Here is a 7,451-nt window from a genome sequence, read left to right on the forward strand (position 1 = left end):
AAATCCCGCGACACCGTCGCCGCCACCATCCAGCGCCTGGCACGCAACGTCCGCCTGGTGTTCGACTACCTGGGCATGACCGAAAATTCCCGCCGTCGGCGGGGACGGCCAGCCACGGCGGGCTAGAACGGATTTGCCGTGCCGGTTCCCCCACCTGGTGGTCCTGGCTTTTTTCTGCGTTCTGCGGTGAATGCCGCAGCGCGAGCGGTTGAGCCCAGATGGTCCCTGATCCAACCTAGCGAAGGTACCGCATCATGCTTACGCATCGCACGCCCCGCCCCCCGTCTTGGGTCCATGAACTGATCATCCCGGCCGCCGCGCTAGCCGCGATGCTGGTATGGTAATGACCACCGCAACCTTTACCCTGATCACGCATCGTTATACGAAAGCCATGCGAGGCCCAGATGAATCAGACACAACTGCGATGCCGGTGGACGCCACGGCTCGGTGACCAGGCGTTCCCCGAATGGTGGCCACACCTCGCCAGCAAACCGAAGCCCCAGCGCATCGTTGGGGCGGTCATGGTGCCTGGGGGTGTGAAGTGAATGGCTGGACCCTGGTGGGGATCACGTTCAGCTTGGCGGTGTTCGCCGTGCTGCTGGGTATCGTGTACGTGCTATGGGTCGATTGGCTGGATGCGCAGGAGGACGAACATGCCCGAGACTAAGTGGCGCCGTGGCCAGCCATTCGAGTCGTCCAGAAACCTCGATTGGCCAACCCGGTGTTACCCGCCGCCCTGGATGCCTTGCTGACCACCTGCGGGGGGGCGCACCGACAGGCGTGTTTGTGATCTCGGCTCAAGCGCGTGGTCCACGCGGCCCGGGGCCGGTGAACGCTGGCCCCCGGTGACGCAAACCATCAGGCGAGTGAGGCGCCTGGCCGGTGCATCATACCGATCTCCACCGGCTTGGGTTGGATCATCTTGCCGCCTTCTGGCCGTGCCGGGGCAGTTCGCGGGGTTTGACCGGATCCAGCCAAACCCCGCGAAGACTTCCGGCCCCCAGTGCCCGGCCCTGGGGCGTTTTCAGAGCCAGGAAACTTCAGCAACGATTGGCTACCAACTCAACGTCTTGGTGCCGTCTTGGAAGAGCGCGGCACCCGTCAAATCTGGATGCCCCACAGACAGCCCAGGCAACAAATCGGCATCATTGACACCGTAATGCTTCATGCATGACGGGCAGACGATGACTGTCCCCCCCTTGCCCATGATCGACTCCAAGGCCTGCTGCTGATCGGCAAACTTGCCTGCATTTGCGGTGGCGCCGATAAAGACTCCGCGATCATTAAGGAAGATAGTCAGCGGATGTCCACGTTCGAGCTGCTTTGCTCCGAAGGTAATCGCCATGTTGGAACGATTCGCATCGTCAGTGGTGAGATTCACGAACAGTGGGTCTTTGTCTCCGGCGAATGCTGGACCGGCTGAGATACCGGAGATCATGAGAACGGCAAGCATCAGACTGTACAGGAACTTCATGGGTCACTCCTCGGTGCTTCTAACGGGTTGGGTCGAATCGGTCGTGGCCATGCGCGTCTAACGTCAATGCCGCGTTGCCGCCGTATCGATGGTGCGCGCCGGCGCCATGACGTGCGACTGACTGCCGTTGTCGAAGGTCAGCGTCAGGTGAACCATGGCGCCTGGCTCCAGGGCCTCTTTGAGGCCAATCAACATGACATGCAAGCCGCCTGGCTTGAGGGCAACCGTCTGGCCGGCGGGGACCTCGATCTTATCGATCCGGCGCATCTTCATCACGCCGCCCTCGTTGACGTTCGTGTGCAGCTCCACGGTCTTGGCGACCGGACTCTCGGCGGCGACCAGGGCGCGATCCGCCGTGGAACCGTTTTCCAGCGACATGAATACTGCGCTGTTGGGTTGGCCGGGCGGCACGGCGCGGGCGTAGGGGTCGCGGACGGCGACATCCGCGGCCTGTGCGCCGAGTGAGATGGAGGCGAACATGACCGCAGTGAATAGTGAGGAGGAACGAATCATGGCACAAAGTCTCCGTCGGGTTTCAGTGAACTTTGCCGTGAACCCGGGTGGTTACTGCCCTGCGTGCAAGTACCACCGGACAGGCAACATGGCGTCTTGGCCTGAACGGACTTGATCGTCCGCGGTGTTTGCTCAAGCCCTGCTGGTCGCTCGGCGTTTCAGGCATTGAAATACTGCCATAAAACGAGTGACCGGTAAAGCGGCGATCGCCGGGGCGGGCGCCTGACTCTGTTCATACTTCGGGGCGCCGGTGCGGATCGAACGGATGGCGTTGATCGCTATTGCGGCCGGGACGCCGGAATCCAGGCCGGATGGCAACCTCCCGGTTGCAGCGGGCTCACAGATAGAGCGGACAAGCCGCAAAGCCGATCCAGGCCCAAGGGTGTTTCTGAGTGGTGCAGCAAGCCGAGGCCGCGCCTGCGTTTATTCCTAGCCGAGCAGCTCACGAATGACCGCAAGGATCTGTGACGACGGCGTTGCGTGATGGAAGGTGCGGGCCAGGTGGCCCTGGCGGTCCACGACATAGGTGTCGGCTGAGTGATCCATCATATAACCCAGCGCCGAGCCTGGCTCATCGACGCGGCGATAAACGACGCCATAGGCCGTCGCGGCCTTCGCCAACTGATTGGGGGTGCCGGTCAGGCCAAGAATGTTGGGGTGGAAATAGGCGGCGTACCTGGTGAGTCGTTGTAGATCGTCGCGTTCCGGATCGACGCTGACGAAGAGCACTCGCACTCGGGCCAACTCTTCAGGCGCCAACGACTTCAATGCGCTGGCGATCATTGCCAGATTGGTGGGGCAGATATCCGGACACGAGGTGTAACCGAAATAGATCAGAACCACCTGTCCACGCAGGTCGACCAAGTTGACCGGACCGGTCGCTGAAGCGAGCGTGAAATCGCCTCCCGTCGCTGGCGTCGAGGACTTTGCGGGCTGGCCGGCGGTTTCGTGACGGTCGCAATGTGCGGCGTGCTCGCCCCCCGCATGATCGCACGCTTCGCACAGCGGACCGGCTGTTGCTGCGTCTGCGCCGGATCCTGCCATAACCTGGGTGGCGCCGCTTACCAGCACCGCGGCCACCATTACCGTTGTCAGCCATGTTTTCATCGGGCTATTACCTCGGTTCCAGGCGCGATTGCCCGGTGTATTGACGTTCAAAGGAGGACGAACATGCCAGACCCTGAGTAACGTCGCGACCAGTCATTCGCGTCGCCCTGAGCCCTCGATTGGACAACCCGGTGTTACCCGAAGCCCTGGATGTGTTGTTTGCATGGCTGTCCTCTTCGTCTTGTCGTTTCCTGACATTCTTGCCATGTCGCGAACATTGTGTATCCGGATAACTACTCAGCAACAGGTCAGTGCGGCTGCGGTCTGGGGCGCCACATTGCGGGGTTTCAATCAGGGGCCGACGGTGATACGCGCACTGGGCATGGACGGGCGGGCTGGATGCTGCCTCCAGGATAGCAGCCGGTGCCTTGCCCTCTGTTGGGCGCCGCATCCCACGCCAACCACTCTCTATAAGACCTGGCCGAGCGAACCTGTTGCCGCTCGGGTTTGAGTATTGTTACGGATAGCGTGCGACCGGTGGTGTGGAAAACCATGGAGGGTCAATCAGCGCACGGGCATTCGTCCCCTTTATTCATCCGGAGTCCGTCGCTGGCCCTTAACGACCGCTGCTGCCGAGCGATGAGGTGGAATACCCAGAGGCATGATCAGTATTCGCGATCGTCATCGTATTCCATAGATTTTCCGTGCCGACAGTGCCTTGCTTCGGTGGGTATCGCTACTATCTCCAGAGCCTGCTGTCAAGCAGACAACGTCCAACACCACATCCTCACAGGAGGAATACACCATGATCTCTCAAGCAACACGGGTCATCTTACTGACTGCCATTGCCGCAGTCGTGATGTGTGGAACCTCATATGCTGGAACCTCATATGGTGGAACCTCATATGGTGGAGCATCCATCATAGGGAGCCCCGGAGCGGGTTGGCAAACCTGGATACCGGACACCGACCACCTCAACGACAACTTCGCGCCTTACTGGGACGCGCCGTGGGGTGCTTCTGGCGCTTATGGGGGAGGCTTGGCAGAAAAGAATGCGGGATTCTGCATGACCTCGACCGGCGATTGTCAGGGCATCGGTAGCGGGTCGCTCGCCCCCGGGGCATTGCCATTTTGGGGGATGGACTACGACTCGCTTGGCGATACCGGCGGCGTCCGCGACGACCAGGTATATTTCCACAGCACCGGTGGAAAATTGAAGGCCACCTTGCTTCTCAACATGTCTGCCGTTGCAACGGAAATCAACGAATTCGGGTGGTTTGAGACCAATGCCCGCGGCACCGTGGTGGGCACCAGGCACCGGCTTTTCCAGGGGAGTGGGGAACCTCCGGGGAGTGTGACGCCTGACCCGGTCGGCACCACCGTCAGCTTCAAGCCCACCGCGTATTTCGGTTACTACTATAGCGACGTGAGCGAGCCGACCTCATCCTCCCGGCCGCACGGCTGTTACGCGTATACGCTATTCAACCTCAATGACCCGCGGTGTACTGAGGCCTCAGGTTACCAGGGGGATCACGACTTCGTCGTGTTCAGCGAGAATCCCGGCACTAATCCCACATTTTGGATCGTGGGTGAGGACCCGGCGGATTGCACGAATCAGGATGGTGATTGCAATCTCACCATGGTGAAGGTGTCTCCTGACGGCAAGAACTAGTTAGGATTGGGGGTCGCCTTGTGTATGATCGTCTCCGTTGCCTGAGGTGGCTCCTGCAACAACCGACGTGCAGACCTAATTCACTGCCATTGGGGCATGTCAGCAACGCGGAGCGCATGGACGTACGCTTAATCCACCGCGGCGCACGGTAGAGACTGGCCGAAGTCGGGGCGCTGACGCCCGCACAGTGGGGGGAACTGTGCCAGCGTTAGGGCGCCGACTCCGGACGCAGTGGGGGAACTGGCCGAGTCCGGCAGCGCGATCAGGCGCCGCGGTTGATCGCGACCTTGGGTACAGCGTAAGGGCGGGCGGCTAGACAACGCCTGAGCGGGGCTGTCAGCGGATAGTCAGCTGGGGGTTGGGCGGTCCAGGCGAGGCGGGCAGGGTGCTGGAGTTGGCAACGCAAGGACGCGCATCAAAGATTGGCCAGTGCCGTAGCACGGCTCAAGATCCTTGCAAGGCAAGCAGTAATGCTGCACGCCGTGGGCAACCGTGCCACCGCAACTCGGGCTAGGTAGCCTTACGGATGGCTTAGAGGCCGTGGCGTGCCAATAATGATGTTAACGGCAACGCGCCTCAAGGTTTCATGACGAGCGCGCCGCGACCCCAAGTCCAGCGACGAACGACCGGAGGATGATTCCAATGTCTATGATTTCCGTGTATACGCCAGACGACGATCTGCTTGAACTCGCTTTCGAGGGTACGCTGGATCTGACGATGAGCAACGAGGTGTTCGGCATCGACCCGCAATTCCGCAATGGTCTGCGGACCTGTATCATGGACCTGACCCGGGTCGACCTGGTATTCGATTCCGGGATTGCGCTCCTGAGTATGCTCAGCCGCGACCTGCGTCGCTCGGGTGCGACCGTGGTGCTGTTGGCCGACCATCCGGATGTCCGCCGCCGCTTCTCACTGATCCAGGGCGACGCCAACTATGCGTCGCGCCAACACTTCGCGGCGGCGATTGAAACGTCCAGCGGGTCGCCCGTCTGGTCTTAAGGAACCGCGCTCAGGATGTCAAAGCGGGCTTGTGCGGTGGTGTTCACGGCGGTATTCTGCTTGGCAAGGCCGTGATCGTAAATCCGGCCGAAACTGCCTTATTTGTGCGGGAAAGGGGGATGGCAAGTCGCTGAGACAACGGCTCGCTCGTATTTCGGAGGCCTGAGCGGGTGACCGATTTTATGACCAACATCACCGGCGAAAAACGCAATCACTACAAGGGTGTAGGTTGTGGCTGCGATGAAGATAAGTGCTTGTAGGTCAACTGCGGCGGGAGCGGTTGGGTAGCGATGTCTGGTAGTGTCCAAGTTGCGCCTTGACGCGTTGGTCAGAACGCCGGGGGTAGCCGTCGCGGGTGTGCTGCTGGCGATCATGGGGATCCTGGCCGGGGCACGGTCGGTGCATTATCTGTTGTTTCATACGATGGCTGAACTCTTCGCCATCGTCGTCAGCCTATGCATTTTTGTTCTAACCTGGTCCAGCAATCGCTACCTGGCCAATGGCTACCTCATCGTGCTCGGCGGCGCCTACGGCGCCTACGGCGCCATCGGGTTCGTTGACCTCTTTCATACCCTGACCTTCAAGGGCATGAATCTGTTTCCCGGTGTATCCACCAACTATCCGACGCAATTTTGGCTGACGGCCCGCTATCTGGAGGCTATCGCCTTATTGCTCGGCCCGCTGGCTATCACCAGGCGGCCGCGTTTCGCCTTGGTCAGCGCGGGATTTGCCATCGTCGCCTTGGCGGCCTGCGCGGCGGTGGTGCTGCAATGGTTTCCGGCCACGTTTATCGACGGCGTCGGCCTGACCCCCTTCAAGGTCAACAGCGAATATATCATTATCGCCATGCTGGTGGTGGGGTTCATGCTGCTGTACCGCAACCGCCGACACTTCGAGTCGCGGATCTTTCTCCTGCTGGCCGGCTCGCTGTGGCTGGCGGTGGCGACTGAATTCTGCTTCACCCGCTACGCCGGTTTTTATGATGTCACCAACGAACTCGGCCACTACTTTCGCTTTCTATCCGTGGCGCTCGCATTCATCGCCGTGGTGCTGTCGGGCGTGCGACAGCCCTTTGATTTGATTTTTAGGGAGATGGAGGCCAACAAGCGCCAGTTGGTCGAGCTCAATGAGAAGCTGGCCAAGAGCGAGGAACGCTACCGCACGGCCTTCGTCACCAGTCCAGACGCCTTCACCATTACGCGTATGGCCGACGGACAGTATGTGGACGTCAATGAAGGATTCGTCTTCACCTTTGGCTGGACGCGGGATGAAGTCATCGGGCGAACGGCGTTGGAGCTCGGCATCTGGCACCACCCGCAGGACCGACGTCGGTTGGTGGAGCCCCTGCAGCAGAATGATTATTTTAAGAATCTGGAGGTCGAACTGGTCGCGAAGGATGGCCGGGTGATCACGTCGCTGGTGTCCGCTCATGCGATTACCATGGAGGGTGATCGTTGCCTGCTGGCGGTCACCCGCGACATCACCGGCTTGAAACAAGCCGAAGCGGCACTCCACGAGGCCGATCGGCGCAAGAACGAATTTCTCGCCATGCTCGGCCACGAGCTTCGCAACCCGTTGGCGCCGATCAACAATGCCGTTGAGATTCGGGTCTCTTGGATTTCCAGTGGAAGCATATCTTTTTAGAAACAGGTAGATAGAGTCCAGTGGCGAAAATATTGCGGTCTTAGTGGCAACGGACAGAAACGCTGTAAGCCTCTGATTTTCTATGCGTACAACTTGTATCCG

The 7,451-nt window shown here is 60.2% G+C and carries 7 protein-coding genes; 4 read left to right on the top strand and 3 right to left on the bottom strand.

Annotated features, from left to right (window positions below; all coding sequences use genetic code 11):
• Window positions 1-541 precede the first annotated feature (541 nt).
• Window positions 542-667 carry a hypothetical protein gene (locus QZX93_RS00055; RefSeq protein WP_295394267.1) on the top strand — a complete coding sequence of 42 codons (126 nt, stop codon included), beginning with the start codon at window positions 542-544 and terminating at the stop codon, window positions 665-667.
• A 387-nt stretch (window positions 668-1,054) separates the two neighbouring features.
• On the opposite strand, the gene QZX93_RS00060 is transcribed toward QZX93_RS00055, so the two are convergent.
• The 3 genes from QZX93_RS00060 to QZX93_RS00070 form a co-directional block, all read right to left on the bottom strand.
• Entirely contained in the window at window positions 1,055-1,474 is a 420-nt protein-coding gene (locus QZX93_RS00060; RefSeq protein WP_295385178.1) for a DsrE family protein, read from the bottom strand.
• Between the two features lie 63 nt (window positions 1,475-1,537).
• Window positions 1,538-1,987 (bottom strand): copper chaperone PCu(A)C, encoded by a 450-nt coding sequence (locus tag QZX93_RS00065; protein WP_295385176.1) that lies wholly within the window; start codon window positions 1,985-1,987, stop codon window positions 1,538-1,540.
• A 429-nt stretch (window positions 1,988-2,416) separates the two neighbouring features.
• A complete protein-coding gene (locus tag QZX93_RS00070; RefSeq protein WP_295385175.1) occupies window positions 2,417-3,094 on the bottom strand; it encodes an SCO family protein in 678 nt (225 codons plus the stop codon).
• A gap of 745 nt (window positions 3,095-3,839) precedes the next feature.
• On the opposite strand from QZX93_RS00070, the gene QZX93_RS00075 reads away from it, so the two are divergent.
• The 3 genes from QZX93_RS00075 (at window position 3,840) to QZX93_RS00085 (ending at window position 7,349) form a co-directional block, all read left to right on the top strand.
• Window positions 3,840-4,706: a hypothetical protein gene (locus tag QZX93_RS00075; RefSeq protein ID WP_295385173.1), complete on the top strand. Its 867-nt coding sequence runs from the start codon at window positions 3,840-3,842 to the stop codon at window positions 4,704-4,706.
• Between the two features lie 642 nt (window positions 4,707-5,348).
• The gene (locus QZX93_RS00080; RefSeq protein ID WP_295385171.1) at window positions 5,349-5,705 is read left to right on the top strand and encodes an STAS domain-containing protein; all 357 of its coding nucleotides are present in this window, start codon (window positions 5,349-5,351) and stop codon (window positions 5,703-5,705) included.
• Window positions 5,706-6,062: 357 nt separating this feature from the next.
• The gene (locus QZX93_RS00085) at window positions 6,063-7,349 is read left to right on the top strand and encodes an MASE3 domain-containing protein (RefSeq protein WP_295394269.1); all 1,287 of its coding nucleotides are present in this window, start codon (window positions 6,063-6,065) and stop codon (window positions 7,347-7,349) included.
• Window positions 7,350-7,451 lie beyond the last annotated feature (102 nt).

The organism is uncultured Thiodictyon sp. (assembly GCF_903946935.1).
In the GTDB taxonomy this organism is placed as follows: domain Bacteria; phylum Pseudomonadota; class Gammaproteobacteria; order Chromatiales; family Chromatiaceae; genus Thiodictyon.